Below are 25922 nucleotides of genomic sequence, written 5' to 3'. Positions count from 1 at the left end.
CGGCCGCCCCGCGCTCAGGAGGCGTGGGTCACCTCGCTGTCCCAGATCTGCGACCAGGGGCGGCGCAGGCCCCGGCAGACGAAGATCGGTTCACCGTTCTCGTCGTTGTCCACGTCGACCCGCTGGTCGACCCGGCCGGCCTCGGTGACCTCGGTGAACCAGGCGCGCAGCCGGTCGGGGCGCTCCCAGCCGACGGCGATCACGAGGTCGGCGTCGTCGGCCGGGCGGCCGAACGAGGCCATGCTGTTGTGCCCCGAGTAGGCCCGGGGCAGGCCGCGGGCCGGGCCGTAGCGGGCCAGCGCACCGGCCTCGCCGTAGTTGCCGGTGAGCACGACGGCCCGGGCGCGGTCCTCGGGCGGCAGGCCCCGGTGCACGGCGGCGACCGAGTCGGCGAACGCCGGCCAGCCGATCGTCTCGCCCGCGTCGTAGTTGACGTCGACCACGAACCCCGGCAGCCGGTCGGCGGGCAGGGTGGGCAGCAGCAGGATCGCGCTGCTGGCGACCATGAGGACGGCGGCGGTGGCAAGCAGCGCCTGCCGGACCCGGGCGGCGCCGCGCCGCGCCCAGTCGGCGGTGAGCACCGCGCCGGCGGCGGTGAGCACGAGCAGCAGCGGGGCGTCGTAGTAGCCCTTGCCGCCGGCGAGCAGGACGATCGCGAACACCACGAGCCACGCCCAGCCGATCGCCCGGTACGCCGCCCAGGCGGGCCGGCGCAGCAGCGCGACCAGGCCGGCGATCCAGACCGGGGTGGCGAACGGGCTGATGATGATCAGTTGGAGCACGACCGCGTCCACCCGGCCGCTGTAGGAGCTGTCGCCGTCGGCGATCGACGAGGCGACCGAGAGCTGGGGGAAGCCGTGTGCGGCCTGCCAGGCGAGGTTGGGCACGGCGAGCAGGACGGCCAGGCCCGCGCCGGCCAGCACCCACCGGTCGCGCAGCAGCCGGCGCGGACCGGCGATCAGCACCCCGGCCAGCAGGCCGACGCCGAGCAGCGCGGGCAGCAGCTTGTTGAGCATGCCGACGCCGAGCACCAGGCCCAGGCCGAGCGCCCAGCGTGTGTCGCCCGTGCGCAGCATCCGCACCGCGCACCAGGCGGCGGCGAGCCAGACCAGCAGGTCGACCGTGGTGGTGCTGAGCAGGTGGCCGGGGGCCAGCACCACCCCGGCGGCGGCGGCGAGCACGGCGGCGACGATCTGGACGCCGCGACCGCCGCCGAACTCCCGGGCGAGCGCCGCGACCAGCACCACCGAGGCGCCGGCGATCAGCGCCGACGGGGTGCGCAGCAGCACGAGGTTGCCGGGCGCGACGGTGTCGGCCAGCCGGGCGAGGGCGGGCACGAGCGGGCCCTGGTCGACGTAGCCCCAGTCGAGGTGCCGGCCACAGAGCAGGAAGTAGAGCTCGTCGCGGTGGTAGCCGTAGCGGCCGGCGAGCAGCAGCAGCACGGGGGTGACGGCCCCGCCGACCAGCCAGGGCACGGCGGTGCGCGGCCCGGGTGGCGGGGTCGTCGGCGCGGCGCACGCCTCGGCGTCGGAGCGGTCGAGGTCGGTGACGGGTTCGGCCACGTGCCCATGATGGTCCCGCCGGGCCACCTCGCGCTGCCCCGTGTGGACGGAAACCGGTACCGGGCCGGCGGCCGCCCGGCTAGCGTGCCCGGGATGCGCATCCGGGAGTACGCCGAGACCGACTGGGCCCAGGTCTGGCCGATCGTCGAGGACGTCATCGTCGCCCAGGAGACCTTTCCCTACGACCCGGCGTGGCCGGCGGAGGTGGCCCACGAGGTGTGGGTGGAACGGCCGCCGGGCCGCACCGTGGTCGCCGAGGAGGACGGGACGGTGCTCGGCACCGCCAAGATGGGGCCGAACCGGCCGGGGCCGGGCGCGCACGTGGCCACGGCCAGTTTCATGGTGGCCGCCGGCGCCCGGGGCCGCGGCGTCGGCCGGGCCCTGTGCGAGCACGCCCTGGACTGGGCCCGCCGGCAGGGCTTCACCGCCATGCAGTTCAACGCGGTGGTGGAGACCAACACGGCGGCCGTCGAGCTGTACCGGCGGCTCGGCTTCACGGTGGTCGGCACCGTGCCGGAGTCGTTCACGCACCCCACGCTCGGGCGGGTGGGGCTGCACGTCATGCACCGTCCCCTGTGAGCGGGGCGGCTGCGCGAGGATGGGCCGATGAGTACTGAGCCGATCGAGCTGGCCGCCGCCCTGGCGCGCTTCGACCAGCTGTGGAGTCCGCGCATCGTCACCACCGTCAACGACTACGACGTCCGGATCGCCAAGGTGGCCGGCGAGCACGTCTGGCACGCCCACGAGCACACCGACGAGTTCTTCCTGGTGCTCGACGGCGAGCTGCGCATCGCCCTGCGCGACGGCGCGGACGGCGCGGAACGCGAGGTGGTGCTGCCGCGCGGCGCGGTGTTCGTGGTGCCGCGCGGGGTGGAGCACCGGCCGTCCGCGCCGGGCGGCGCGTCGATCCTGATGTTCGAGCCGTCCGGCACGTCCAGTGTCGGGGAGCGGCACGACGAGGTGCCCGGGCACGTGGACGCCACCACCGGGCACCGGCTCTAGACCGGCCCGCCTCAGCGGCCTGCCGGCGCGGGCTCCGCGGGGGCCGGCGGGGTCGGTGCCGGCCAGCCCAGCCGGCGTACGCCGGGGACGGCGGCCGTCCCGAGGCAGGCGACCAGGACCAGCGCCCCGGCCACCGCGAGGGGGGCCGGGGCGCCCCAGGCGCCGGCCGCAAGGGGGGCGAGGGCGTACCCGAGTGGCATGGCGCCCAGGGACATCAGCCAGTCGTACGAGGTGACCCGGGCGAGCACCTCGGGCGGGAACTGGTCCTGCACCACGGTCTCCCACACCGGGTTGAGGAAGCCGAGGGCGATGAGCGCGAGGCAGTAGGCGGTGATCGTGAGCGGGGCGGGCGCGGCGGCGGCGAGCAGCAGCAGCGGCGCCGCGTACGCGGCGAGGGCCAGGTTGCCCACCAGCACGGGCCGGCGGGGGCGGGCTCGTGCGGCGAGCAGCGACCCGGCCAGCAGACCGATGGCGCCGGCCTGCTGGAGCAGCACCCAGACGCCCTCGCCACCGAGGCGGTCCACGGCGACCACCGGGCCGAGGGTGACCAGCACCGCGGCGGCGCCGTTCCAGATGCCGTGGGCGAGCAGGCTGCTCCAGTACCAGTCGCGGGCGCGGACCTCGCGCCAGCCGAACACCAGGTCGGCGCGGAGCGAGCGGTGCGGGACGGGCACGTGCCGCACCGCGATGACGGCCAGCAGCGCGGCGCTGACCGCGAACGAGGCGGCGTCCAGCACGAACGCCCAGCCCGGTCCGGCGGTCCAGATCAGCAGCCCGGCCAGGGCCGGGCCGGCCAGCCGGCTGGCGTTGCCGGTGGCGCCCATGAGCGCGTTGGCCCGCTGGCGTCCGGCGGCGTCGACCGTGCCGGCGACCAGCGGGGACGAGGTCGGTATGGCGAACGCCGAGGCCGCTCCGCCGACGGCGGAGGCCACCGCGAGGTGGGTCAGGGTGGGGGCGTCGCCGAGCAGTTCGACGCCGACGACCAGCTGGGCCACGCAGCGCACCAGGTCGGTGCCGAGGGCGACCCGGCGGGCGTCGAAGCGGTCGGCGATCACCCCGCCGAGCGGGAGCAGCAGCAGCCGGGGCACCATCGCGCAGCCGAGCACCACGGCCAGGGCGGTGGTCGAGCCGGTGGCCCGTAGCACGGCCAGGGCCAGTGCGGTGGGCACCACGGCGTCGCCGACCGCGGAGACGGTGCGGCCGAGGAAGAGCAGGCGGAAGGCGCGGAGCCGGAGGGGATGCGTCACTCCGGCAGAGTACTTCGACGTCGAATATTTCGACAACGAATATTTCGACGTCGGCGTATCGTGGTGGGGTGACCGACCGCGACCCCGTCGACCAGCACGTCGAACGCTGGCTGCCCGTGGTGCCCGACCTGGACCCCGACGTGGAGGGGGCGGTCGTCCGGATGTCGCTGCTGACCCGGCACCTGCGCGAGGTGAAGGACCGGGCGCTGGCCGCGCACGACCTGCAGGAGAAGGAGTACGGCACCCTGCACGCCCTCGCCGGCCGGGGTGGCCGGGCCGCGCCCTCGGAGATCGCAGGTGACCTGCGGATGGCGCCCGCCTCGATCACGGCCCGGGTGGACGCGCTGGTCCGCCGGGGCTTCGTGCGGCGGATCCCGTCCGAGGTGGACCGCCGCCGCATCGACGTGGAGCTCACCGACGCCGGCCGGGCCGCCTGGCGCAGCGCCCTGGACGTGGTCGGCGACGAGGAGCACCGGGTCCTCGGCGCGCTCACCGCGCCGGAGCGGCGGGTGCTGTCCGACCTGCTCCGCCGGGTCACCCTGGCCGCCGAGCTGCCGCCCGGACGGATCTGAGCGCTCGGAGTGTCGGTGGGCGGGGCTACGTTGTCACCGACCAGCCCGCACCCGTCCAGGGAGGCGCCATGAGCACGCTCGTCGACCGACCGCACACCGCTCTGCTCGTCATCGACGTGCAGAACGGCGTCGTGCACAACGCGCACGACCGGGACCGGGTGGTCGGCAACATCGCCACCCTCGTCGACCGGGCCCGCGCGGCCGGGGTCGAGGTGGTCTGGGTGCAGCACCGCAGCGAGCAGCTGCCCACCGGCAGCGAGCAGTGGCAGTACGTGCCGGAGCTGGTGCGCCGCGACGGCGAGGCGCTGGTGCACAAGGCCTACGGCGACTCCTTCGAGGAGACCGACCTGGAGTCGGTCCTCGCCACGCGGGGGATCGGCCGGCTCGTCGTGGCGGGCGCGCAGACGGATGCGTGCATCCGCTCGACGCTGCACGGCGCGATCACCCGTGGCTACGACGCGGCGCTGGTCGCCGACGCGCACACCACCGATGACCTGTCCGCCTACGGCGCGCCGCCGCCCGGGCAGGTCATCGCCCACACCAACCTCTACTGGCACCACCACTCCGCGCCCGGCCGCACCGCCGGCACGGTCGACACCGCCGACGTCGACTTCACCGCGCCGGTCCCCGCCTGAGCGGCGCGGCGGCGCGGCGGAAAACCCGTGGCCGTCCGGGGACGGGCGCTGGCAGGGTGCCCCTCATGAGTGCACAGGCCCTCGCGGGGGCGCTCGCCGACGAGCGCCGCCGCGCCGTGTTCGCCGCCATCGTGCTCGGCGCCGGGGACATCCCCGCCGTCGTGTCCCGCACCGGGCTGTCCGCCCGGGACGCCGCCACCGCGGTCCGCCGGCTCACCGACGTCGGCGTGCTGACCGGCGACGGCGCCGGGCTGCGGGTCGACGGTGAGCGGCTGCGGGACTTCGCCCGCGCCGGCGGCCCACCCGCGCCGGCCCCGTCGGCGGACCCCCGGGAGACGATCCTGCGCACGTTCCTGCGGGACGGCACGCTGACCCGGCTGCCCGCCCAGCGCGGCCGTCGCCGGGTGCTGCTGGAGCACATCACCGAGCGCTCCTTCGAGCCTGGTGTGCGCTACCCGGAACGGGCCGTCGACGACGTGCTGCGCCGCTGGTGCGAGGGCGGCGAGGCCGACCACGTGACGCTGCGCCGCTATCTGATCGACGACCTGCTGCTCACCCGCGAGCACGGCGTCTACTGGCGACCCTGACCGGGAAAAGCCGTTGACCGGCCGGTGAGGATCGGGCGGTGAGCACCTGGACCACCCACCGCACCGCCCCCGACAGCGCCGACGCGCGGGCCGTGCTGCGCGAGTACATGGCCGAGATGGTCCGCCGCTGGCACGGCCGGCCCGAGCGGCCGGGCGAGGTGAGCGCCGCCCTCGCCGAGTCGCCGAGCGACGACCTGATCCCGCCCACCGGGCTGCTCCTGCTGGCCCGCCGCGACGGGCACCTGGCCGGTTGCGCCGGGCTGCGCCGGCGGCCCGGCTGGGCGGAGCTGACCCGGGTCTACGTCCGTCCGGCGCACCGCGGCGCCGGCGGCGGGGCCGCGCTGCTCGCCGCCGTCGAGGCGTACGCGCGGGGCGCGGGGGTGGACCGGATCCGGCTGGACACCCGCAGCGACCTCGTCGAGGCGCGGGCCCTGTACGCCCGCCACGGCTACCGGGAGATCCCCGCCTTCAACGCCGGCCGGTACGCCCAGCACTGGTTCGAGAAACCGCTGCCGGCCCGGGTTGACGACACACGCGCTCCGCGCTAAAACAAGAAATCGAGAACTTGAGTCACCTCGACTCAACTCGACACCTTCGGCCAGGAGAACCGAGGAGGCACGGCCATGTTGATGCGTACCGACCCGTTCCGTGAGATCGACCGGCTCGCCGAGCAGTTCTTCGGCACCACGGCCCGGCCGGCGGTCATGCACCTCGACGCCTACCGTGACGGCGACTTCTTCCACGCCGCCTTCGACCTGCCCGGCGTCGACCCGGACAGCATCGACTGCACGGTGGAGCGCAACGTGCTGACCGTCCGCGCCGAGCGGCGGCGGCCGGCCGGTGACAACGTCGAGCTGGTGGCGGCCGAACGCCCGATGGGCACCTTCACCCGGCAGCTCTTCCTCGGCGACACGCTCGACACCGACAAGCTGGAGGCCGGCTACGAGAACGGGGTGCTGACCCTGCGCATCCCGATCTCCGAGCGGGCCAAGCCGCGCCGGATTGCGGTCACCGCGGGCAGCAACGGCCGCCGGGAGATCAGCGCCTGACCAGGCGCCGCCAGGGGAGATCAGCGCCTGACCAGGCGTAGCGGGTCAGGGGACCGGGTGCGCGGGGGCGGCCGGGGAACCGGCCGCCCCCGCTGCCGCGTCCGGGGTGACCGGATAGAGCCGGGCCAGCGCGTGCGCCGTGGCGGCAAGGCGCTCCCGCAGCTCGGCCGGCTCCAGCACCTCCACCTCCGCGCCGAGTTTCAGCAGCTCGGTGTGGGCGTGTCTGACCGACTCGATCGGCACGGTGGTCTCCAGCCAGCCGTCCGGTCCGGGCTCGCCGGCCGCCGCGCGAGCGCCGCGGCTCATCTCCGGCGGGAAGACGTACGGCATGAACTCCAGCGCGGCCACGGTGAGCCGTATCCGGGCCCGGTCGCGGTAGACGTCGCGCTCGTAGCGCTCGGTCCACTCCCGCCAGTAGTCGGCCAGGTCGAAGTCCGCGGGTCGCTCGTGGCGCTCGTCGGAGACCGTCACGTCGAGGACAGCGCCGACCCGGTAGGTGCGCACCTGCTCGTCGCAGCGGGCGACCAGATACCAGCGGCCGGCCTTGAGCACCACGCCCAGCGGGGCGACCACCCGGGTCACCTCGCGCGGCGCGCGCCAGCGCCGGTAGCGCATCTCCACCAGCCGGTCCTCCCACACGGCCCGGGCCAGCACGGTCAGATGCGGGGTGGGTTCGGGGTGCCGGAACCAGCCGGGCGCGTCGAGGTGGAACCGCTGCCGGGCGCGGCCGCCCCGGTCGGCCAGCTCGCCGGGCAGCGCGGCGAGCACCTTCAGCTCGGCGGCCGCCACCACCGGCCCGAGGCCCAGGTCGGCGGCCGGGCCGGGCATCCCGGCCAGGAACAGCGCCTCGGCCTCCGGCGCGGTCAGCCCGGTCAGCCGGGTCCGGTAGCCCTCCAGCAGCTGGTAGCCGCCGGCCGGGCCGCGATCGGCGTACACGGGGACGCCGGCGGCGCCGAGCGACTCGACGTCCCGGTAGACGGTCCGGACCGACACCTCCAGGGCGTCGGCGAGCTCCTGGGCGGTCATCCGGCCCCGGGTCTGCAGGAGCAGTAGCAGGGAGACCAGGCGGCTGGCACGCACGCCGTGACGGTATCCCGCGCCGGAAATCCGCTGGCGGCCCGGCCCGCCGGCTGGCACTGTCTGCTGCGTCAGTGTCGCCGACCGAGCAGGAGCCGATCGACACATGTGATCCGCGAGGACGCGGCCGGGCGCACCGCCCCGCCGCCACGGCCCCCGACCGCCGCCGCCCCGCCGGCCGTGGTCCCGCCCGTCGTCGCGTGGAGGATCACCCGTGTTGAAAGCCGTCTCCGTCAGCAAGCACCACGACGCCGAACCCCTCTTCGCCGACCTGGACCTGCTCGTCAACGCCGGTGACCGGGTCGGCCTGGTCGGCCCGAACGGGGTGGGCAAGTCCACCCTGCTGCGGGTGCTCATCGGGGAGGAGCCGCCGTCGGCGGGCCACGTCGAGCGCGCGCCCGGCACCACGGTCGGCTACTTCGCCCAGCAGGTACCCGATCCGGCCGCCACGGTCGGCGACTTCCTCGCCGCCGGGCTCGGCGAGCTGCACCCGCTGGCCGCCGAGCTACGCGAGCTGGAGCACCGGCTGGCCGTCGGCGACACCGCCGCGCTCGACGCGTACGGGGAGGCGCAGGACCGGTGGGCGGCACTGGACGGCTGGCGGGCGCAGGCCCGGCTGACCGAGGTCCGGCAGCGTCTCGACGTCGACCACCTGGCCGACGACACCCCGCTGCACCGGGTCAGCGGCGGGGAGCAGGCCCGGCTCACCCTGGCCCGCGTGCTGCTCGACGCCCCGGACCTGCTGGTGCTCGACGAGCCGACCAACCATCTCGACGCCGACGGCATCGCCTGGCTCGGGCAGTGGCTGGCCGCGTTCCCCGGCGGGGTGCTGGTGGTCAGTCACGACCGGGCGTTCCTGGACCGCACCGTGCAGCGGGTGATCGAGCTGGACGGCATCCACGACGAGCCGCAGACCTACTCCGGCGGCTACACCGACTACCGCGCCGAGAAGGTCCGCCGCTGGCAGCGGCTGCTGCTGGACTACGAGGCCCAGCAGAAGGACCACCGCCGCTGGCTGGCCGACATCGCCCGCACCAAGGAGCAGGCCCGCGGTGTGGAGGACTCGGTGCGCAGCGGCCTGGGCGCCGACCAGCAGCGCCGCTACGCCAAGAAGGTCGCGAAGAAGGCGAAGGCCCGGGAGCGGCGGCTGCGCCGGCAGATGGACTCGATCCGCTGGCTGGCGGAGCCGCGTACCCGGCCGGGTCTTGCACTGGCGTTCCCGCAGGACGGGCCGGCGGACGCCGAGGTGCTGCGGGCCCGCGACCTGACCCTCACCGCCGGCGGCCGGACGCTGGTGGACGGGGCCGACCTGTGCGTGCGCGGCGGTGACCGGATCCTGCTCACCGGGCCCAACGGGGCCGGCAAGACCACCCTGCTGCGGGCCCTCGCCGGCCGGCGCGACCCCGACGGCGGCCGTGTGGAGGCCGCCGCGGGCGTCGCCCTGCTACCGCAGACCCACGACGCGCTGCGCACCGACGTCACCGTGCTGGACCACTTCCGCGCCCACGTCCCGGTGTACGCCGACGACGCCGAGCGGCTGCTCGACGGTTACCTGTTCGGGCCGGAGCAGTGGGGCGCGCGGCTGCGTACCCTGTCGGCCGGGGAGCTGCGCCGGCTGCTGCTGGCCGTGCTGGTGAACAGCCCGGCCCGGGTGCTGCTGCTCGACGAGCCGACGAACTACCTGGACTTCGACTCCCTGGAGGTGGTCGAGGCGGCGTTGCGCGAGTTCCGCGGCACGGTGGTGATGGTCAGCCACGACGCCTGGTTCGCCGAGGCGGTGGGGGTCGGCCGGCGGTGGCGCCTGGACGGCGGCCGGCTCGTGGAGGAGCCGGGGTGAGATCGTCGGGCGCGCCTCGTCGCGAATCGCCCGGCCGGCTGAGAGCCTTTCTCACATGCTGCGTCCCGAGGTGCTGCCCCGCGCGTCGGCCCCTGCCGCCCTGGGTGGCGGCCCGACCGACTTCACCGAGGCGTGGCTGCACAACCGGCGGCTGTCCGCGCACACCCGCGACGCGTACCGGCGGGACGTCACCGGCTGGCTGAGCTGGTGCGCGGGCCGGGAGCTGGACCCGCTGCGGGCCAGCTTCCTCGACGTCAACGCCTACGGGCGGGAGCTGGAGGCCACGCCGTCCGGGCGCGGCGGCCGGCCACTCACCCCGGCCACCGTGGCCCGCCGCCTGTCCGCGCTGTCGAGCTGGTACGACTTCCTGGTCAAGCTGCGCGCGGTGGAGGCCAACCCGGTGGCCGCCGCCGACCGTCCGCGGGTCGACCGGGACCACTCCGCCACGGTCGGGCTCACCCCGGACGAGGTCGACGCGCTGCTGGCCGCCGCCGACGCGGGCACCGGTGCGACCGCCGCCCGCAACCGGGCCGCCATCGCCCTGCTGGCCGACCTGGGGTTGCGGGTCGGCGAGCTGGTCTCGCTGGACCTCGCCGACCTGGGCGCCGAGCGCGGGCACCGCAGCGTGCGGTTCGTCGGCAAGGGCGGCAAGGTACGCCGGCGGGCACTCACGCCGGGCACCGCGTACGCGATCGACGCCTACCTGGCGGCGCGCGCCGCCGCCGAGGGGGTGAGCGTGCCGGAGCTGACCGGTCCGCTGCTGGTCACCGCGACCGGGGGGCGGCTGGACCGGCACGCGGTGTTCCGGCTGGTGCGCCGGCTGGCGCAGGCCGCCGGGATCCCCTCCTGGGCGAAGCTGTCCCCGCACTCGCTGCGGCACGCGTTCGCCACGACGGCCCGCGCCGAGGGGGTGCCGCTGGAGGACGTGCAGGACGCCATGGGGCACGCCGATCCGCGCACCACCCGCCGCTACGACCGGGACCGGCACAACCTGGACCGTGACCCGGCGTACGCGATCTGGGCCGCGCGGGCCCGCCGACGCGGATAACCCCCTTGACGGAGTGAGTACTCACTCCGCATGCTCGATGCCATGACCGATCCGCAACCGCCCCGGCGCCGCGCACCCGGCATGAGCCCCGACCAGCGCCGGGCGATGATCGTGCGAGCCGCGCTGCCCCTGCTCGCCACGCACGGCGCGGCGGTCACCACCGCGCAGGTGGCCCGCGCCGCGGGCATCGGCGAAGCCACCGTCTTCCGCGCCTTCCCCGACAAGGACGCCCTGCTCGACGCCGCCGTCGCCGAGGCGCTGCGCCCCGACACCGTGCTCGCCGAGCTGGCGGCCGTCCCGCTGGACCAGCCGCTGGCCGACCGGCTCACCGCCGCCGCCACCGCCCTGCTGGCCCACCTGGGCCGGCTCGGCGCGGTGCTCGCCGCCGCACACACCACCGGCCGCCCCGGCAGGGGCCGGCGCGGCGGGACCGGCGACCAGCCGCCGCGCGACGGCGCGGCCCGCGACGAGGCGGCGACCGCCACCCGGGCCGCGGTGGCCGCCCTGTTCGCCCCCGAGGCGGAGCGGCTGCGGCTACCGCCCGACCGGCTGGCCGCCCTGTTCCTGGCCGTGCTGCTGCCCGGCCGCCCGCCGCTGGCGGACGACCCGCCGGCACCGGCCGAGCTGGTCGACCTGTTCCTGCACGGCGCGCTCGCGCCGGCCACCGCCGAGGAGAGCCGATGACCGTCACCCTCAACCACACCATCGTCCCGGCCCGCGACCACCACGCCGCGGCCCGGTTCTTCGCCGACGTGATGGGCCTGCCGGTGCTGCCTCCCGCGGGCCGGCACGGTCACTTCGCTCCGGTCCGGGTCAACGACCAGCTCACCCTGGACTTCATGAGCGTGCCCGCGCCGGAGGGCCACCACCTGGCCTTCGACGTCGACCCGGCCGGCTTCGACGCGATCCTGGCCCGGCTGCGCGCCGCCGGAGTGCCGTACGGCAGCGAGCCGGGCGCGCCGGACAACGGGCGCACCGACCATCCACTGTGCGCCCGCGGGCTGTTCTTCCGCGACGACGCGGGCAACCTCTTCGAGGTGATGTCCCCGGCCTGAGCGTCGTACCGGCGTCGTAGGGTGCCGTCGTGCGGCACGGGCTGGAGATCTGCTGCGGGGGCGCCTCGGTGACGGTGTCCGACCTGGTCGCGCTCGGCGAACTGGCCGAGCGATCCGGCTGGGACGGAGTGTTCCTGGAGGACTACCTCATCCACCACGCCGGGGACGACCCGCCGACGTGGGATCCGTGGCTGGTGCTGGCGGCGGTGGCCGGGCGCACCGACCGGGTCCGGCTGGGCACCACGGTGACCGCGCTGCCCCGGCGCCGCCCGGCCAAGCTGGCCCGCGAGGTGCTCACCCTCGACCACCTCTCCGGCGGGCGGGCCGGGGTGGCGGTCGGGGTCGGTGACCCGGCCGACCGTGGGCTCGCCGCGTTCGGCGAGGCGACCGACCTGGCGACCCGCGCCGCGATGCTCGCCGAGGGCCTCGACCTCCTGGTCGGGCTGCTCGGCGGCGGGCGGGTCACGCACCGGGGCGTGCACTACCGGGCCGACGGGGTGGCCCTGCGGCCCGCGCCGCTGCAGTCGCCCCGGGTGCCGGTCTGGGTCGGCGGCAGCACCCAGGCCCGGGCGGTGCTGCGCAGGGCCGCCCGGGCGGACGGCATCGTGCCCTACAAGCTGACCGACACCGCCGGCTGGTCCGACTTCACGCCCGACGAGGTGCGCGACCTGGTCGCCGCGCTGCCCGCCACCCGCGCCGACGGGCAGCCGTTCGACGTGGCGATCGGCGGCCGGCGGCGGCGCTCCGACGAGCGGGCCGAGCGGGCCTACCTGGCGGAGCTGGCGGCCGCCGGCGCCACCTGGTGGCTGGAGTACGTCCCCGCCGGTGGCCCGGCCGAGATGCGGGCGTCGGTCGCCCGGGGCCCGCTGCGCTGACCGATCGACGTCCGCCGACCGGTGCCCCGGCCCGCCGGGCGATGGCCCGGCGGGCCGGCGGCGGTCAGCCCTGCGGGCGGGGGCAGAGGCAGAACGGCTGGCCGATCGGGTCGAGCAGCACGGTCCACCGCTCGCCACCGGGCTGGAACTCCGGCCGCGTGGCACCGGCCGCCACCAGCTCCTTCTCGGCGAGGGACACGTCGTCGACGTAGAGGTCGAGGTGGTAGCGCTTGCCGCCGGTCTCGTCGGGCCAGGCCGGCGGCGCGTATCCGGGCACCAGGCCGAAGCCGATCGAGGTGCCGTCCTTGCTGATCATGGCGTATTCGGCCTGGCTGTGGGTGACCTCCCAGCCGAGGGTGCGGGAGTAGAACGCGGCGTGGGCGGCCGGGTCGGAGCTGTCGAGGTTGACCATGGCGAGGTCGGCGTTCACTGTCATGCCCGGCAGTCTGCCGCCCGTACCTGCCACCTGCTGTCAGGTTCATCCGGCGGACCGCGCCGGTACAAGTTCCTGCGGACCGGCCCGCCAATCTCTACCGTCGGTGGTGATGGGCAGGGACCGCACGGGCAGCCGGCCGGCCCGGCGTCGCCGGCCGGTACGCGGCGGTGTGCTGGTCGCCGCCCTCGGGCTGGGCACCTGCCTGGTCGGGGTGGCCGGGCTCGGCGTCTGGAACCTGCAGGTGGTGCTCCAGGCCAACGGCCCGGTCCGGGACACCGCCGACGCGTTCTTCCGCGAGGTCGCCGCCGGTGAGACCGACCAGGCGTACGACAAGCTGTGCCGGGAGGCCCGCGGGAAGTGGAGCCAGATCGGCTTCGGCAGCTGGGTGCGCACCCCGCCGCAGGTCAGCGGCTACGAGATCGTCGACGTGGCGGTGCAGACCCGGGGCGGCCGGCCGCGCGGCACGGTGAAGGTACGGCTGACCCGCGACGGCGGCGGCAGCGAGGAGCGGGAGCTGCCGATCGTGCAGGAGGACGGGAAGTGGCGGGTCTGCGGCGACCCGTTCTGACCGGGGTCCGGAAGCCGGGGGGGTGCAGCCGGGCGGGGTGGCCCGCCCGGCTGCGTTATGCGCTAGTCCCCGGCCAGCACGGTGAAGGTGAATCCGGTGCTCGTCGCACGGCGCAGGGAGATGTCGCACTTGATCCGGCGCAGCACCTCGTTCCTGCTGAGGCCGAGCCCCTGCGCGATGAGCCGGTCCGGGCGCACCGGCACCGGATCCGCGAAGGCGACCGCCACCTGGAGCGGCCACGGACGGTCGAGCCGTTCCGTCGGGGTGTCCAGCCGCCAGGCTCCCGTCCAGTCGAGGGTGAAGTGGTTGCGCCGGGCCAGCAGCGGATCCAGCAGCCGGGCCGCCACCAGTTCCGGATCGTTGACGTGGTAGCCGTGCAGCTCGCCCGGATCGATGGATCGGACCGACGCTCGCTCGTGCACGGGGAGTTTGCTCGTCCGATCGCACGACACGCAGCGGACCAGCAGCCACACGTCCAGCAGCTTGCCGTTGGCGTTGACGCGGAACCTGCCCTCGCCGGTGGTGGCCGACCCTGACCGGCAGTCGACGCACGACAGCGACAGCAGCGGAAGCCGGGTCCGGCGGACGACCCAGGGCAGCACGATATGAGGTTGTGAAGACATGACTCGCTAGACCTGATCTCTAGACCTGACACGAGGCCGATAGCGCGCGGCCTCAATCGCTGAATGACCGGGCGCACGAGGGCAGCCCGGCGGAACCGACGGGGAGGTCGGTCACGGGGAAGCGGAAGAAGGTGTCAGGTCTAGAGAGCAGGCGGGGTCACGCGGTTTTGTCCTCAGTCCTCAGGCGACGGGCCGCAGGCAACCTACGGGAACGCCGACGGGAGGCTCAACCGGTTTCCGGGCGCGGGCCGGGCGGTCAGCGCGGGCCGAGGTCGCCGGAGCGGTAGTGGCGCCGGCACAGCACCTGGTAGCGCACGTCGGCGGTGTCGACGGTGTCGCCGATGACGACCTGCTCGCCCTCGCGCACCACCCGCCCCTCGACGACGCGGGCGTTGAGCAGGCCTTCGCGGCCGCACCAGCACAGCACCTCGACCTGGATGCGGGCCACCTCGTCGGCGAGTTCGAACAGCCGCTGCGCGGCGGGGAACAGGCAGGAGCGGAAGTCGGTGGCCAGGCCGAAGGCGTACACGTCGACGTCGAAGTTGTCGACCAGGTCGGCCATCTGCTCGATGTGGGCCAGGTTGTAGAAGGACGCCTCGTCGCAGATCAGGTAGTCGACGCGGACCCCCTCGGCCCAGGCGTCGCGGACCAGGTCGCGCAGGTCCAGCTCGTCGGTCACCTCGACGGCGGAGTGGGCCAGCCCGATGCGGGTGGTGACCTGGGGGCCGAGCGAGCGGTCGATGCGGGTGGTGACCAGCCCGCGGCGGCCCTGCCGGGCGTGGTTGTAGTTCATCTGCAGGGCCATGGTGGACTTGCCGCAGTCCATCGGGCCCCAGAAGAACTTCAGCGCGGCGGCGTGCAGCGGCCGGCCGTCCACGGCGCGAGCGGCGGCGCAGCCGCCGGCACGGTCGTCGCCGGGGCCCGGGAGCGGGCGGGCCAGGCAGATCGGGGCGGCAGCGGCGTCGTCGGTCACGTCGGGGCAGCCTAGCCCATCGACGCAGAAGGATCTTGCCCGCGCGGTACCGCGGGCGGACCTCACAGCACCCGGGGCGGGGTGTTGCCGGCGGCGATGATGGCGCGGCGGATCGGCACGGCGGCCAGCAGCGCGAACCCGACCACGAAGAAGATCAGCAGGGAGACCAGGCCGACCCGGTACGACGAGGTGAGCTGGAACACCAGCCCGAAGGCGAGCGGCCCGAGCCAGCTGGTGCCCTTGTCGCTGATCTCGTAGAAGCCGTAGTACTCGCCCTCCTTGCCGGAGGGGATGAGCTGGCTGAACAGCGACCGGCTCAGCGCCTGGCTGCCGCCGAGCACCAGGCCGATGCAGCCGCCGAGGATCATGAACGGCAGCGGCGCCTCGGCGGGCAGCCGGAACGCGGCGATGATCACCCCGGTCCAGAGCACCAGGGACAGCAGCACGGTCTTCCAGGCGCCGATGCGCCGGGCCAGCGCGCCGAGGGCGAGCGCGCCGCCGAAGGCCAGGAACTGCACCAGCAGGATCGTCACGATCAGGGTGCTCTGCTCCAGCCGCAGCTCCTCGGTGCCGTACTGGCTGGCCAGGGTGATGACGGTCTGGATGCCGTCGTTGAAGACCAGGAAGGCGAGCAGGAAGAACAGCGTCAGCGGGTACGCCTTGATCTCCCGCAGGGTGCGGCCGAGCTGCCGGAACCCGTCGGTGAGCACGTTGCCGCCGGCGTGCAGCGCCGCCGCGGTGGGGTGCTCGCGCAGCCAGCGCAGCGGCAGCAGGGTGAACGCCGCCCACCAGACGCCGGCCGACACGATCGACCAGCGCGCCAGGTCGAGGGTGCGCTGGTGGTTGCCCTCCTCGCTGAGCAGGGTGACCGCGACCAGGTTCAGGGCGAGCAGCAGCCCGCCGCCGAGGTAGCCGATGGCCCAGCCGCGGCTGGAGATGGCGTCCCGGTCGTCGGGGCCGCCGAGCTGCGGCAGGAACGAGTTGTAGACCACCACGGCGGCGCCGAAGGAGATGTTGGCGACCAGGAACAGCGCCCCGCCGAGCAGGTAGCGGTCGCCGGTGACGAAGGCGAAGCCGATGGTCGCGGCGGCGCCGGTGAACGCAGCGAGGGCGAGCAGCCGCTTCTTGTGCGCCGACCGGTCGGCGATGGCACCGACCACCGGCAGCACGAACACCGTGAGGAACACCGACAGGGAGATCAGGTACGGGTAGAAGGACCCCGCGGCCACCCGGATGCCCAGCGGGTGCACCACCCCGTCACAGCTGTCGGCGCCCAGCTCGCACCCGGCGGCCAGCTCGGTGACGGTGGTGAGGAACGGGCCGAGGAAGACCGTGATCACGGTGGTCTGGAAGGCGGAGTTCGCCCAGTCGTAGAAGTACCAGCCGGTGCGTTCGCGGCGGGTGCTGCCCGGGTGGGCGGGTTCGGCGACGGCGGGGGCGACCGTATCGGCCATCGGGGTCCTCGGGGTTCAGGCGGCCCAGTGGCCGCGGCTGCGGTAGACGTCGCGCAGCACGCCGACGTGATCGGTCATGATGCCATCCACACCAAGATCAAGTAAGTCGTGCATCTCGGCGGGTTCGTCGATCGTCCAGACGTGCACCTGCAACCCGATCCGGTGGCAGTAGTCGAGGAACCGCCGGTCGACCACGGGCAGGCGCCCGTAGCGGACGGGGACCTGGGCCGCGACCACGGACGGGGGCAGTCGCATCGGCCGCCCATGCAGGGAGGCCATCCGCAGCCGGGCCACCCCGCGCATGCCGAGGCCGGTGGCGATCTTCGGCCCGGCCAGGGCGCGCAGCCGGGCCAGCCGGGCGTCGCTGAACGAGGCGAGCAGCACCCGGTCGCCGGCGCCGGTGCGGGCCACCGTGTCGACGGTCGGCACCACACCGCCGTCGGCCTTGACGTCGACGTTGAACCGGACCTCGGGCCAGGCGCCGAGGACCTCGTCGAGGCGGGGCACCACGGCGGCGCCGCCGACGCGTACCGAGGCCAGGTCCGCCCAGCGCAGGTCGGCGATGCGGCCGGGCTCGCCGGTGACCCGGCGCAGGGTGGCGTCGTGGAAGATCACCGGTACGCCGTCGGCGGTGGCGTGCACGTCGGTCTCCACGTAGCGGTAGCCCAGGGCGATGGCGCGGGCGAACGCGGCGGCGGTGTTCTCGTCGCCCTCGGCCGCGCCGCCGCGGTGGGCGAACGCGAGAGGCGCGGGGGCGTCGAGGTAGCCGTGACGGGGCTGCACGCCGGAAGTATGCCGGGCGCGGGTGGCGTCCCGGTGACCGGTGGGCGTCGCGGTAACGAACTTCCCTATCCATCCCTGATACGGCTATGATAGGGAGCGATGGGGAACGACATGTACTCGGTGGAGCAGGTTGCGGAGCTGCTCGGGCTGCACGTACGCACCGTGCGCGGCTACATCCGCACGGGCCGGCTGCGGGCGGTGCGGATCGGCAAGCAGTACCGCGTCGCCCGCGCCGACCTGGACGCGCTGACCGGCCGGCCCGCCCCGGCCGCCGGCCCGCCGGCGCTGGAGGTGTCGAGCATCGTGCAGGTCGACGGCGTCGACCGGGCCGCCGCCGACCGTCTCGCCACGCTGGTGCTGGCCGGCGTGAACACCCACCACGACCCGGCACGCCCGCTGCGCGTGCAGACCGTCCACGACGAGGAACGCCACCGCATGAAGATCGTGATCCTGGGCGACGCCGCCGCCACCGCCGACCTGCTGCACCTGGTCGACGCCGTGCTGGCCGGCGACAACGACCTGCTGACCGGAGAGGGGACCGGCGATGCCTGACGTGCTGGAGGAGCGGGCCGGGGTGCCGGTGCTGATCTGCGACCCGGCCGGGCCCCCGGTGGCCACCACCGAGGCGGCCCTGGACCTCATCGGCGGCGCGTCCTTCGGCGGCGCCGAGGTGGTCGCCGTGCCCGCCGAGCGGCTCGACCCGAGTTTCTTCACCCTGGGCACCCGCTTCGCCGGGGAGATCATGCAGAAGTTCGTCAACTACCGGCTGCGGCTGGTCGTCGTCGGCGACATCTCCGCGCACCTGGCGGCCAGCGGCGCGCTGCGGGCCCTGGTGGCCGAGTCCAACCGCCACGACCACGTCTGGTTCGTGCCCGACCTGGCCGCGCTGGACGCCCGGCTCGGCGGCGCCTGAGCCTCAGCGCACCCAGCCGGCGGTCAGCGCGGTCACCCCGAGCCCGTCGGGGTCGGCCAGCTTGACGCCGACGAACTGCCGCGCGGCGGGGGAGGTCTGCACCCGGGGCGCCGGCTCCGGGTCGATCAGCGTCGCCACCACCGCCGCGGCGGCGTCGGCGGGCGACTGGGCGGCGGCGAACGCGGCGGCGCTGCGGTCCAGGTACGCGCGCAGCGCCGGCCCGTACACCCCGGCGGCGGTGACCGCGGCCTCGGCGTCGAGGCCGACGTTGGCGACGAACTCGCTGGCCACCGCACCCGGCTCGATGACGGTGACGCTGACCCCGACGGTGGCGGCGACCGGGGCCAGGCTCTCCATGAACCCCTCGACGGCGAACTTCGCCGCGCAGTACGCCTCGTTGAACGGCTGCCCGACCACCCCGCCCACGCTGGTCACGGTGATCAGCCGCCCGCGGGTGGCGCGCAGGTGCGGCAGGGCGGCCCGGGTGACGTGCAGGACGCCGAAGAAGTTGACCTCCATGACGGCCCGGACGGCGTCGACGGTCTCCCGTTCCAGGGTGCCGATGTGCCCGGCGCCGGCGTTGTTGACCACCGCGTCGAGCCGGCCGTGGCGGGCGACCACGTCGGCCACGCAGGCGGCCGCCTCGGCCTGGTCGACGACGTCGAGCCGGCGTACCTCCAGCAGGTCGCCGACCCCGGCGGCGTCGGCGGCGGCGCGCAGCCGGTCGGCGCGGGCAGGATCGCGCAGGGTGGCGACGGTGCGCCAGCCCGCGCGGGCCGCGCCCACGGCGGTCTCCAGGCCGATGCCGGTGGACGTGCCGGTGATCAGGACCGTTGGTGCGCTCATCCCCGCCTCCGCCGTCGGCTGCCAGGGTTCCGATCGCAGGGTCGCACCGGGCGGCGGGTCGGCGCAGCGGAACGCCGACCGTGAACCCGTCAGCCCGGCTGCCGGCTCGGGCTGACCCCGGCGTCGCGGGTCTGCGGCGGCGGGTACGGCTGCTCGGCCAGCAGCCGCGCCAGGTGCGCGCTGTTGAGCGCCAGCGCTGTGGTGGTACGGCCGGTGGTGTCCGGTTTCGGGCGGGCGTCGATGTAGTCGGTCTTGTGCAGCGCCTCACCGACCCAGTAGGTGGCTGCGGCGGCGGGGCAGGTGAAGCCGACCTCGTTGAGCGCCTGCTGCACCTGGCCGATGGTGTGGTGCGCGCCGTCCTCGTTGCCGACCACGGCGACGGCGGCCACCTTGCCGTACGTGCGCAGGCGGCCCTCGGCGTCGGTCTCGGACAGCTCGGCGTCCAGCCGTTCCAGGACCATCTTGCAGACCGCCGACGGCTGGCCCAGCCAGATCGGGGTGGCGATCACCAGGATCTGCGCGGCGAGGAGCTTCGCGCGGATGGCGGGCCACCCGTCCCCGTGACCCTCGTCGGTGGAGACCCCGAAGCGCACGGCGTGGTCGACGACCCGGATCATCTCCCCGGACACGCCCTGGCTGTCCAGCGCGTCGAGCACCTCCTGACCGAGCACTTCCGCGCTGGACGGGGCGGGGGACGGCTTCAGCGTGCAGTTGAGCACCAGAGCCCGGATGGACGCCACGATCGTTTCCTCTCGGCCGGCCGGCGGTGACGATGTCTGATACCCCGGCCGGTGGCGGCGAAGCCTGTCCGCTCAGCGCGGCGGCCGGCGGCGGTGCATCCGGGTGGTCTCTGTGGGGCGGCCGGGGTCGACGTGGCGGGGCCGGTCCGGCTCGTCGGGGCGCAGCGGCACGAGTTCGTCGGTGATCGCGTCGATGATCCGGTCGGTGGCCCGCCGGGCCGCGCCCGGGGTGCCGGGGTGCAGGTCGCGCAGCAGCACCGGGGGCCCGAACCGCACCCGGATGACGGGCCGCCGCCGCACCGCCCGGGCCACGCCGCGCAGCATGCCCCGGGGCGCCCGGTAGGGCAGCACCTCGTGGCAGCCCCACTGGGCGACCGGGACGACGGCGGCGCCGCTGGCGAAGGCGAGCCGGGCCGCCCCGGTCTTGCCCCGCTCGGGCCACATGCCGGGGTCCAGGCCGATGCGCCCCTCCGGGTAGACCAGCACCACCGAGCCGCCGGCCACCGCGCCGGCCGCGGTCTCCAGCGAGTGGTGCACGGAACTGGTGCCCCGGTCGACGCGGATGTGCCCGGCGCGGCGCATCAGCGAGCCGATCACCGGGGCGCGGAACAGCCCGCCGGTGGCCATGATCCGCGGGCGGATGCCCCGGACCTGGCAGGCCGCGGTGAGCACCACGGGGTCGAAGGGGCTGATGTGGTTGGCGGCCAGGACCAGCGGCCCGTGGCGCAGGTCGTCGGGCACGTCGCCGCTGACCTCGAGGCGGCCGACCAGGGCGACGAGGCCGCGGGCGGCCAGTTGCGCGGCGCGCCAGAGCAGGGGCGCCCGCCAGTGGGTGATCGGGGTGTCCATCAGTGCTGGATGGTCGCATGCGACGGGGTGGGCGAGGGAACCGATCCCTGCGCGACGGCGGCCGGCGCCCGTCGCCACGGCGGCGGGCACCGGCCGGGTGCCGCTATTCGGCGTACGGCTGGTTCTCGCCCTGGGCACTGTAGCCGAGGCTCCAGATGTAGCCGTCCGGGTCCGCGAAGGAACCGCCGTAGCCGCCCCAGGGGAGGGCGCCGGCGGGCTTGAGGATCGTGGCGCCGGCCTTCTCGGCCTCCGCCATGATCTCGTCGATCCGCCCCTCGCTGCGGACCACGTAGGTGAGGACCAGCCCGCTGAAGCCGCTGCCCGCGGCGCTCGTGCCGACCTGCTCGGCCAGGCCCTCGCGGCCGTAGAACCCGACGGGCGAGCCGCCGTCGGGTGCGAAGAACACCGAGACGCCGTAGTCCTGCGCGATCTTCCAGCCGAGACCCTCCGTGTAGAACCGCTTGGACCGCTCCATGTCCTGGACGCCGAGGAGGATCGAGCTGACGTGGGCTTTCATGCGTTGTCTCCTTCTCCGTGCCTGCTGGTCGTGTGCACGTCAGTCACGCTACGGAGCTGCGGCGGGCCGGTGCTTCTCGAATCCTGACCGGTTGGGAGGTGATCAGGGTCATTGGTCCCGGGCCGCTTCGGGCCCTGTGGCCCTGCCGATTCTTCTACGACGCCGAGTAGTATTTACTACGTCTCGTAGTATGCACAGCTGGGGGTTTCAGGTGGACGCGTTGGACGTCGCCCGCTGGCAGTTCGGTGTCACCACCGTCTACCACTTTCTCTTCGTGCCCTTGACCATCGGCCTGTCCGTGCTGGTGGCCATCCTGCAGACCCTGTGGCACCGCACCGGCAACGAGCGGTACCTCAAACTCACCAAGTTCTACGGCAAGCTCTTCCTCATCAACTTCGCGATGGGCGTGGTCACCGGCATCGTCCAGGAGTTCCAGTTCGGCATGAACTGGAGCGACTACTCGCGCTTCGTGGGCGACATCTTCGGCGCGCCCCTGGCCATCGAGGCCCTCGTCGCGTTCTTCCTGGAGTCGACCTTCATCGGCCTGTGGATCTTCGGCTGGGACCGGCTGCCCAAGCGGCTGCACCTGGCCGCCATCTGGGCCGCGGCCATCGGCACGAACCTGTCCGCCTACTTCATCCTCGCCGCGAACTCGTTCATGCAGAACCCGGTCGGCTACCGGGTCAACCCTGAGACCGGCCGCGCCGAGCTGACCGACTTCGTCGCCGTGCTCACCAACAAGGTCGCCCTCATCACCTTCCCGCACACCCTCTCCGGCGCGTTCCTGGTCGCCGGGTCGCTGATCGTCGCCGTCGGGCTGTGGCACCTCATCCGCAACCGGGACAGCGCCGACACCGGCGCCTACCGCTTCGCCACGAAGTTTGGCTCCTGGGTGGTGCTGGTCTCCTCGGCGCTGGTGCTGTTCACCGGCGACATCCAGGGCAAGATCATGACCGAGGTGCAGCCCATGAAGATGGCCGCCGCCGAGGGCCTCTACACCACCGAGAGCCCCGCCTCGTTCTCCGTGCTCACCGTCGGCAGCCTCGACGGCAGCCGCGAGGTCTTCGCCCTCAAGATCCCGTACCTGCTGTCGTTCCTCGGCACCGGCGACCCGAAGGGCACCGTGCAGGGCATCAACGACCTCCAGGCCCAGTACGCCGCCCAGTACGGCGCCGGCAGCTACACCCCGATCATCCCGATCACCTACTGGAGCTTCCGCTTCATGATCGCCTTCGGGCTGGCCGCCGCCGCGATCGCCCTGATCGTGCTCTGGACCCAGCGCAAGGGCCGCACCCCGTCGAGCCGCTGGCTGCTGCGCGCCGGACTGGTCATGCCGGCCCTGCCGCTGCTGGCGAACTCCTTTGGCTGGATCTTCACCGAGATGGGCCGCCAGCCGTGGATCGTCTTCGGCGAGATGCTCACCCGCAACGGCGTGTCCCGCAGCGTCTCGCTGGCCGAGGTGCTCACCTCGTTCACCGCCTTCACCCTGATCTACGCCACCCTCGCGGTGATCGAGTTCAAGCTGCTGGTCCGCTACGCGAAGGCCGGCGTGCCCGACTTGACTCCCGACCCCGAACCGGCCGACACCGACGACGCCGACCGCCCGCTGGCGTTCGCCTACTGACCCCGGAGCCCATCGTGGAACTCACCACCATCTGGTTTCTCCTCGTCGCCGTGCTCTTCACCGGCTACTTCATCCTCGAAGGCTTCGACTTCGGCGTCGGCATGCTGCTGCCCGTTCTCGGCCGCGACGACCGGGAACGCCGTGTCCTGATCAACACCATCGGCCCGGTCTGGGACGGCAACGAGGTCTGGCTGATCACCGCCGGCGGCGCGATGTTCGCCGCCTTCCCCGAGTGGTACGCCACCCTCTTCTCCGGCTTCTACCTGCCGCTGCTGCTGATCCTGCTCGCCCTGATCGCCCGCGGCGTGGCCTTCGAGTACCGGCACAAGCGCACCGAGGCGAGCTGGAAGCGCCGCTGGGACCAGGCCATCTTCTGGGGTTCGGCGGTGCCGGCGGTGCTGTGGGGCGTCGCCTTCGCCAACATCCTGCGCGGCGTGCCACTGACCGCCGACCACGAGTACGCCGGCGGCCTGCTCGACCTGCTCAACCCGTACGCCCTGCTCGGCGGGGTGACCACCCTGGGCCTGTTCCTGACCCACGGCGCGGTGTTCCTCGCCCTGAAGACCACCGGCGACATCCGGGAGCGGGCCGGCGCGCTCGCGGTCAAGGTCGGGGCCGGCACGGCCGTGGTGGCGGTGGCCTTCCTGGCCTGGACGCTGAGCATCCGCTCCAGCGCGGCCGCCGTCGTGCTCGCCGTGGGCGCCGCCCTCGCCCTGCTCGGCGGTCTGGCCGCCGCCCGGGTACGCCGGGAGGGCTGGGCGTTCACCGGCACGGCCGTGGCCATCGCCCTGGCCGTGGCGACCCTGTTCGCCGCGCTGTTCCCGAACGTGCTGCCGTCGACCCTGGACGCCGCCGGCACCCTCACCGCCACCAACGCCGCCTCCACCCCCTACACCCTGAAGATCATGACCTGGGTGGCGGTCGTGTTCACCCCGATCGTGCTGGCCTACCAGGGTTGGACCTACTGGGTGTTCCGCCGCCGGATCGGGGTACAGAACATCCCGCAACACTGATGAGCCTGCGGGCGCGGGTGACGCGGGGCCGGTGCGAGGGGGTCGCACCGGCCCCGCGGGGCGTTCAGACCAGGTCGATCCGCTCCCACTCGACCGGATAGCCGGCCCGGGCGAACGTCGCCGCCATCGGGGCGTTGCCCTGGTCGGTGGCGGCCACGATCGCGTCGGCGCCCGCCTCGACCAGCAGGTGGGTGCCTTCGATCAGCAGGTCGTAGGCGTAGCCGTGGCCGCGCTGGCCGGGCAGCACGCCGACGAACCCGACGACGTGGGCGGTCTGGTTGCGGGCCGGCACGACCAGCCCGACCGGCTCCCCACCCGGGGTGTACGCCATCCGCCACCAGTCCCGCGGGCTGGGCATCCAGCGCAGCAGGTCCAGGTCCTCCTGCGCCGCCGCGAGCGGGCCGTGCGCGGCCGCCGCGGCCCGGAAGTGGGCGTCCAGGCTGCCCTCGCCGATGCGGCACAGCGCGTCCAGGATCACCGCGTCGTCCGGCTCGGGCCGGAACTCCAGCCGCCCGGGCCGGGCCGGCAGGCCACATCCGGGCGTCCACCGGTAGCGGTACCGCTCGACCAGCACCCGCATGCCGGCGGCCGTCGCGGCGTCGATGCGGGCCTGCGCCTGCGCCCGCACCGCCGGATCGTCCCGCCAGCCGTGCGGGAGCAGGATCGAGTACTCGGCGCGCAGCGGCGCCGTGCGCAGCAGTTCGGCGCCGGCGTCCGCGTCGGTGAAGTCGAACCAGTCCAGCGCCAGCGGCGCCGGGTCGTCGGGCCCGGCCCACCAGGCGGCCCGGGCGACCACCTTTCCCTCGCGCAGGGCCACCCAGGTCCATTCGGGGCGGAAGCCGCCGGCGGCGTACGTCTCGCCGAGCACGGCGCGCCCGACCAGCCCCGGGTCGGGCAGGGAGTCGAAGAGCTGTTCCTCGCCCGCGACGAGCGAGCGGATGACCAGATCGGTCATGAAGGTCCTTCCAGGAAGCGGCACGCTCCCCGGTTCAGGAACCCGACGTCCTCGCGGCCGGGTGGGAGCGCGTGACAGTCGTGCGTGCCATGGCGCTCACCTCCCTCCGGTCTCGTTCGAGGACGCGACGGAACCCTAGCAGAGGCCGCACGCCCCGGCCGAGGCGATTCCGGCCGGGGCGCGCGGCGGGGCTCAGCGGGCCTCGCGCAGCTCCGCCAGCCGGGCCTCGATCTCGGCCAGCTCGGCGCGCAGCTTCTCCGCCTGCTGCTCCGCCTCGGCCCGCTCGGCGGCCAGGATCTGCTCCACCGCCTCCTGCACGCCGGGCACGTCCACCAGCGCCACCATCCGCAGCGCCTCCGCGGGCTTCACCACGTACGGCTTCGCGAGGGCCTTCGCGCCCTGCTGCGCCGCGACCGTCCACTCGCCCTCGGCGTAGGCCAGCGTCACCGTCAACCCGGCCGGACCCTTCGGCTTGACCGCCTTCACGGCCCGCCGCGCCGGCTTCGGCTCCGCCTGCTGCTCCACCCTCGGCTCCTCCCGCCGCGGCGCCGGCACCGGCGGCGCGCCCAACACGAACTCCGGCTCCGGCGGCGCCGCCTCGGCCGGGGGTTCCGGCTTCGGCTCGGCCGGCCGCCGCCCGGCCCCCTTCGGCGCGATCGCCACGTCGGCGGGGGAGAAGGGCAGCTCGTCGCGGCCGAACCGCACCACCACGAACTCCTCGGACACCTCCGGGTCGGTCAGCTCCACCACCTGCCCGAGCTGGCCCGAAATCTGCCCGGCCGCCGCCGTGAACACCACTTTGGGCTTGCGGCCGGCCGCCAGCGCCTCCCGGATGCCCTGTACCTCGTCAGTGGACAAACCCTGGCCCGCCATCACAGCCCTCTTCCGTACCCGTGTCTGATGCCTGCCTTGATACCAGCCGGCACCGACAGCCGGAAGATCAACCCCCGGACGCCCAGACGGCCGACACCTCCTCGGCCACCGCGGCGGCCTGCGCGAACCCGGCCCGCGCCGACGCGGCCCGCCGCGCCGGGTCCAGCACGTTGCGGCCGATCGCCGCCCGCGCCGCCCGGTCCGGCGAC

Annotated in this window: 31 protein-coding genes; 17 read left to right on the top strand and 14 right to left on the bottom strand. The window is 74.4% G+C overall.

The window, feature by feature from the left end:
* Positions 1-14: 14 nt before the first annotated feature.
* The gene (locus tag ABZW14_RS08155; RefSeq protein ID WP_355341719.1) at positions 15-1562 is read right to left on the bottom strand and encodes a glycosyltransferase family 39 protein; all 1548 of its coding nucleotides are present in this window, start codon (positions 1560-1562) and stop codon (positions 15-17) included.
* A gap of 93 nt (positions 1563-1655) precedes the next feature.
* Between ABZW14_RS08155 and ABZW14_RS08150 the strand changes: the two genes are divergently transcribed.
* Positions 1656-2141, top strand: a complete 486-nt coding sequence (locus ABZW14_RS08150) for a GNAT family N-acetyltransferase (RefSeq protein ID WP_355341716.1) — start codon at positions 1656-1658, stop codon at positions 2139-2141.
* Between the two features lie 27 nt (positions 2142-2168).
* Positions 2169-2564: a cupin domain-containing protein gene (locus ABZW14_RS08145; RefSeq protein WP_355341713.1), complete on the top strand. Its 396-nt coding sequence runs from the start codon at positions 2169-2171 to the stop codon at positions 2562-2564.
* 11 nt (positions 2565-2575) lie between these two features.
* On the opposite strand, the gene ABZW14_RS08140 is transcribed toward ABZW14_RS08145, so the two are convergent.
* Positions 2576-3811: an MFS transporter gene (locus ABZW14_RS08140; RefSeq protein ID WP_355341710.1), complete on the bottom strand. Its 1236-nt coding sequence runs from the start codon at positions 3809-3811 to the stop codon at positions 2576-2578.
* Positions 3812-3879: 68 nt separating this feature from the next.
* On the opposite strand from ABZW14_RS08140, the gene ABZW14_RS08135 reads away from it, so the two are divergent.
* From ABZW14_RS08135 to ABZW14_RS08115, 5 genes are all read left to right on the top strand, one after another.
* Positions 3880-4383 (top strand): MarR family transcriptional regulator, encoded by a 504-nt coding sequence (locus tag ABZW14_RS08135; protein ID WP_355341707.1) that lies wholly within the window; start codon positions 3880-3882, stop codon positions 4381-4383.
* A 68-nt stretch (positions 4384-4451) separates the two neighbouring features.
* On the top strand, positions 4452-5018 hold the full coding sequence (locus ABZW14_RS08130; RefSeq protein ID WP_355341704.1) for an isochorismatase family protein: 567 nt from the start codon (positions 4452-4454) through the stop codon (positions 5016-5018).
* 65 nt (positions 5019-5083) lie between these two features.
* The gene (locus tag ABZW14_RS08125) at positions 5084-5605 is read left to right on the top strand and encodes a DUF2087 domain-containing protein (protein WP_355341701.1); all 522 of its coding nucleotides are present in this window, start codon (positions 5084-5086) and stop codon (positions 5603-5605) included.
* Between the two features lie 38 nt (positions 5606-5643).
* Positions 5644-6153, top strand: a complete 510-nt coding sequence (locus ABZW14_RS08120) for a GNAT family N-acetyltransferase (RefSeq protein ID WP_355341699.1) — start codon at positions 5644-5646, stop codon at positions 6151-6153.
* 75 nt (positions 6154-6228) lie between these two features.
* Entirely contained in the window at positions 6229-6654 is a 426-nt protein-coding gene (locus ABZW14_RS08115; RefSeq protein ID WP_355341696.1) for an Hsp20/alpha crystallin family protein, read from the top strand.
* Positions 6655-6699: 45 nt separating this feature from the next.
* Here the strand turns inward: ABZW14_RS08115 and ABZW14_RS08110 are convergent, their stop codons facing one another.
* Positions 6700-7734, bottom strand: coding sequence for a YafY family protein (locus ABZW14_RS08110; protein ID WP_355341693.1), 1035 nt, complete (start codon positions 7732-7734; stop codon positions 6700-6702).
* Positions 7735-7945: 211 nt separating this feature from the next.
* Here ABZW14_RS08110 and ABZW14_RS08105 point away from each other — a divergent pair, with 211 nt between their 5' ends.
* The 5 genes from ABZW14_RS08105 to ABZW14_RS08085 are packed head-to-tail and all read left to right on the top strand — an operon-like array spanning position 7946 to position 12546.
* Complete coding sequence (locus ABZW14_RS08105; protein ID WP_355341690.1) at positions 7946-9568, top strand: ABC-F family ATP-binding cassette domain-containing protein; 1623 nt, start codon at positions 7946-7948, stop codon at positions 9566-9568.
* A 55-nt stretch (positions 9569-9623) separates the two neighbouring features.
* Positions 9624-10616, top strand: coding sequence for a tyrosine-type recombinase/integrase (locus ABZW14_RS08100; RefSeq protein ID WP_355341687.1), 993 nt, complete (start codon positions 9624-9626; stop codon positions 10614-10616).
* Between the two features lie 42 nt (positions 10617-10658).
* Positions 10659-11300, top strand: coding sequence for a helix-turn-helix domain-containing protein (locus tag ABZW14_RS08095; protein WP_355341684.1), 642 nt, complete (start codon positions 10659-10661; stop codon positions 11298-11300).
* Positions 11297-11671 carry a VOC family protein gene (locus ABZW14_RS08090; RefSeq protein ID WP_355341681.1) on the top strand — a complete coding sequence of 125 codons (375 nt, stop codon included), beginning with the start codon at positions 11297-11299 and terminating at the stop codon, positions 11669-11671. The genes ABZW14_RS08095 and ABZW14_RS08090 overlap by 4 nt, the downstream gene beginning before the upstream one ends.
* A 29-nt stretch (positions 11672-11700) precedes the next feature.
* Complete coding sequence (locus ABZW14_RS08085) at positions 11701-12546, top strand: LLM class flavin-dependent oxidoreductase (protein WP_355341678.1); 846 nt, start codon at positions 11701-11703, stop codon at positions 12544-12546.
* A 64-nt stretch (positions 12547-12610) separates the two neighbouring features.
* On the opposite strand, the gene ABZW14_RS08080 is transcribed toward ABZW14_RS08085, so the two are convergent.
* The gene (locus ABZW14_RS08080) at positions 12611-12982 is read right to left on the bottom strand and encodes a VOC family protein (RefSeq protein WP_355341675.1); all 372 of its coding nucleotides are present in this window, start codon (positions 12980-12982) and stop codon (positions 12611-12613) included.
* Between the two features lie 109 nt (positions 12983-13091).
* Between ABZW14_RS08080 and ABZW14_RS08075 the strand changes: the two genes are divergently transcribed.
* Complete coding sequence (locus ABZW14_RS08075; RefSeq protein WP_355341673.1) at positions 13092-13550, top strand: hypothetical protein; 459 nt, start codon at positions 13092-13094, stop codon at positions 13548-13550.
* A gap of 62 nt (positions 13551-13612) precedes the next feature.
* Here the strand turns inward: ABZW14_RS08075 and ABZW14_RS08070 are convergent, their stop codons facing one another.
* From ABZW14_RS08070 to ABZW14_RS08055, 4 genes are all read right to left on the bottom strand, one after another.
* Positions 13613-14152, bottom strand: a complete 540-nt coding sequence (locus tag ABZW14_RS08070) for a DUF1062 domain-containing protein (protein ID WP_355341670.1) — start codon at positions 14150-14152, stop codon at positions 13613-13615.
* 277 nt (positions 14153-14429) lie between these two features.
* Positions 14430-15050 carry a thymidine kinase gene (locus ABZW14_RS08065; RefSeq protein WP_355342407.1) on the bottom strand — a complete coding sequence of 207 codons (621 nt, stop codon included), beginning with the start codon at positions 15048-15050 and terminating at the stop codon, positions 14430-14432.
* 158 nt (positions 15051-15208) lie between these two features.
* Positions 15209-16600, bottom strand: coding sequence for an MFS transporter (locus ABZW14_RS08060; protein WP_355341667.1), 1392 nt, complete (start codon positions 16598-16600; stop codon positions 15209-15211).
* A 15-nt stretch (positions 16601-16615) separates the two neighbouring features.
* Entirely contained in the window at positions 16616-17383 is a 768-nt protein-coding gene (locus ABZW14_RS08055) for a glycerophosphodiester phosphodiesterase family protein (RefSeq protein WP_355341664.1), read from the bottom strand.
* Between the two features lie 99 nt (positions 17384-17482).
* On the opposite strand from ABZW14_RS08055, the gene ABZW14_RS08050 reads away from it, so the two are divergent.
* Together ABZW14_RS08050 and ABZW14_RS08045 are read left to right on the top strand one after the other, a co-directional pair.
* Positions 17483-17935, top strand: a complete 453-nt coding sequence (locus ABZW14_RS08050; protein WP_355341661.1) for a helix-turn-helix domain-containing protein — start codon at positions 17483-17485, stop codon at positions 17933-17935.
* On the top strand, positions 17928-18296 hold the full coding sequence (locus ABZW14_RS08045; protein WP_355341658.1) for a DUF4180 domain-containing protein: 369 nt from the start codon (positions 17928-17930) through the stop codon (positions 18294-18296). Before ABZW14_RS08050 ends, ABZW14_RS08045 begins: the two co-directional genes overlap by 8 nt.
* A gap of 3 nt (positions 18297-18299) precedes the next feature.
* Here the strand turns inward: ABZW14_RS08045 and ABZW14_RS08040 are convergent, their stop codons facing one another.
* The 4 genes from ABZW14_RS08040 to ABZW14_RS08025 form a co-directional block, all read right to left on the bottom strand.
* Positions 18300-19142, bottom strand: coding sequence for an SDR family NAD(P)-dependent oxidoreductase (locus ABZW14_RS08040; protein WP_355341655.1), 843 nt, complete (start codon positions 19140-19142; stop codon positions 18300-18302).
* Between the two features lie 89 nt (positions 19143-19231).
* Complete coding sequence (locus tag ABZW14_RS08035) at positions 19232-19882, bottom strand: NAD(P)H-dependent oxidoreductase (RefSeq protein ID WP_355341652.1); 651 nt, start codon at positions 19880-19882, stop codon at positions 19232-19234.
* Between the two features lie 72 nt (positions 19883-19954).
* On the bottom strand, positions 19955-20731 hold the full coding sequence (locus ABZW14_RS08030) for a lysophospholipid acyltransferase family protein (protein ID WP_355341649.1): 777 nt from the start codon (positions 20729-20731) through the stop codon (positions 19955-19957).
* 103 nt (positions 20732-20834) lie between these two features.
* Complete coding sequence (locus tag ABZW14_RS08025) at positions 20835-21248, bottom strand: VOC family protein (RefSeq protein ID WP_355341646.1); 414 nt, start codon at positions 21246-21248, stop codon at positions 20835-20837.
* 211 nt (positions 21249-21459) lie between these two features.
* On the opposite strand from ABZW14_RS08025, the gene ABZW14_RS08020 reads away from it, so the two are divergent.
* Together ABZW14_RS08020 and cydB are read left to right on the top strand one after the other, a co-directional pair.
* Positions 21460-22872 (top strand): cytochrome ubiquinol oxidase subunit I, encoded by a 1413-nt coding sequence (locus ABZW14_RS08020; RefSeq protein WP_355341643.1) that lies wholly within the window; start codon positions 21460-21462, stop codon positions 22870-22872.
* Positions 22873-22886: 14 nt separating this feature from the next.
* Entirely contained in the window at positions 22887-23885 is a 999-nt protein-coding gene (gene cydB, locus ABZW14_RS08015) for a cytochrome d ubiquinol oxidase subunit II (RefSeq protein WP_355341640.1), read from the top strand.
* A 64-nt stretch (positions 23886-23949) separates the two neighbouring features.
* On the opposite strand, the gene ABZW14_RS08010 is transcribed toward cydB, so the two are convergent.
* Both ABZW14_RS08010 and ABZW14_RS08005 read right to left on the bottom strand, forming a co-directional pair.
* Positions 23950-24840 (bottom strand): GNAT family N-acetyltransferase, encoded by an 891-nt coding sequence (locus tag ABZW14_RS08010; RefSeq protein WP_355341637.1) that lies wholly within the window; start codon positions 24838-24840, stop codon positions 23950-23952.
* 192 nt (positions 24841-25032) lie between these two features.
* Entirely contained in the window at positions 25033-25713 is a 681-nt protein-coding gene (locus ABZW14_RS08005) for a hypothetical protein (RefSeq protein WP_355341634.1), read from the bottom strand.
* Positions 25714-25922: the final 209 nt, after the last annotated feature.

The sequence above is a fragment of the Micromonospora sp. NPDC004551 genome (assembly GCF_040609975.1).
Taxonomy (GTDB): domain Bacteria; phylum Actinomycetota; class Actinomycetes; order Mycobacteriales; family Micromonosporaceae; genus Micromonospora.
Note: the sequence above shows the minus strand (reverse complement) of the source record. Positions and strands in the feature narration are given on the sequence as shown.